Origin of the sequence: Nocardioides sp. NPDC057772, assembly GCF_042798075.1 — a bacterium.
Classification (GTDB): domain Bacteria; phylum Actinomycetota; class Actinomycetes; order Propionibacteriales; family Nocardioidaceae; genus Nocardioides.
The window spans coordinates 1-1,741 of the sequence record NZ_JBHVKN010000377.1; the positions used below are offsets into that span (position 1 = coordinate 1).

Sequence of the window (1,741 nt, forward strand, 5' to 3'; positions counted from 1 at the left end):
CGTTGACCAGGCACGCCAGGTGCGGGGCCAACGGCCCCTTCGAACGTACGAGCCCGGTCCGGTCAGGTCGTGGTGGGCTTCGCGGCCGAGACCGGGGACGCGACCGGGTCGGTGCTCGAGCTGGCCGCGGCCAAGCTGAAGCGGAAGGGCTGCGACCTGCTCGTCGTCAACGACGTCAGCGGCGGCGCGGTCTTCGGCAGCGAGGTCAACAAGGCGGTCATCCTGGGCGCCGACGGAGGCCACGTCGACGTGCAGGAAGGGGCGAAGTCCGCCCTGGCAGAGGTGATCTGGGACCAGATCGCCTTACGCCTGGATGAACAACGTACGAACTGACGACACGCCACGCGCCACGATGAGGACCAGCGCAGCAGTCCTGGGATTCGGGGTCTATGTTTGTCGACCAGAACGATTGACGATTCACCACCTGAACACCCACACGAACCTGTGAAACGGAGCTACACGTGACCGGACGTCTCTTCACGTCGGAGTCGGTGACCGAGGGGCACCCGGACAAGATCGCCGACCAGATCAGCGACACCGTGCTCGACTACCTGCTCGAGCACGACCCCAAGAGCCGGGTGGCTGTCGAGACCCTGCTCACCACCGGCCTGGTCGTGGTCGCGGGCGAGGTGACCACCGACGCCTACGCGCCGGTCGCCCAGCTCGTGCGCCAGAAGATCCTCGACATCGGCTACGACTCGTCGCTCAAGGGCTTCGACGGCCACTCCTGCGGTGTCCAGGTCGCCATCGGCGCTCAGAGCCAGGACATCGCCCAGGGCGTCGACACCGCCGAGGAGCACCGTCTCAACAGCTCGGTCGACGAGCTCGACCTGCAGGGTGCCGGTGACCAGGGCCTGATGTTCGGCTACGCGTGCGACGACACCCCCGAGCTCTTCCCGCTGCCCATCAAGATGGCGCAGACGCTGGCCGAGAAGCTGACCGCGGTCCGCAAGGACGGCACGCTGGACTACCTGCGTCCCGACGGCAAGACCCAGGTCACCATCGAGTACGACGACGAGAACAAGGCCGTCCGCGTGGACACCGTCGTCCTCTCGACGCAGCACTCCGAGGAGACCAGCCAGGAGCAGCTGCACGCCGACATCAAGAAGCACGTCATCGAGCCGGTGCTCGAGCAGTTCAAGTCGTCGGTTCCCTTCGACGGCTACAAGCTCCACATCAACCCGACCGGCCGCTTCGTCGTCGGTGGCCCGATGGGCGACGCCGGCCTGACCGGCCGTAAGATCATCGTCGACACCTACGGCGGCATGGCCCGCCACGGCGGCGGCGCCTTCTCGGGCAAGGACCCCTCGAAGGTCGACCGGTCGGCTGCGTACGCCATGCGCTGGGTGGCCAAGAACATCGTCGCCGCGGGCCTGGCCCGTCGCGCTGAGGTCCAGGTTGCCTACGCCATCGGCAAGGCCCAGCCCGTCGGTGTCTTCGTGGAGACCTTCGGCACCCACACCGTGCCCGAGGCCAACATCCAGAAGGCCGTCCTCGAGGTCTTCGACCTCCGCCCGGCCGCGATCCTGCGCGACCTCGACCTGCTCCGCCCGATCTACGCCAAGACCGCTGCCTACGGTCACTTCGGCCGCGAGCTTCCCGAGTTCACCTGGGAGCGCACCGACCGCGCCGACGCGCTCAAGGCTGCTGCCGGCGCCTGAGGTCGGAATACCCGGTTAACCGGGTATTCCTGCACTTCTCGGGCATTGCAACACCCGAGAAGTGCAGGAATTGCCTGAGA

1 protein-coding gene and 1 pseudogene are annotated in these 1,741 nt (G+C 67.0%); both read left to right on the top strand.

The features are described from left to right. Window positions 1-60: 60 nt before the first annotated feature. A pseudogene (locus ACFVJS_RS27845) lies at window positions 61-333 on the top strand (phosphopantothenoylcysteine decarboxylase); the annotation flags it as partial. 128 nt (window positions 334-461) lie between these two features. Then, window positions 462-1,661 (top strand): methionine adenosyltransferase, encoded by a 1,200-nt coding sequence (gene metK / locus ACFVJS_RS27850; protein WP_378886782.1) that lies wholly within the window; start codon window positions 462-464, stop codon window positions 1,659-1,661. The last annotated feature ends 80 nt before the right edge of the window (window positions 1,662-1,741 follow it).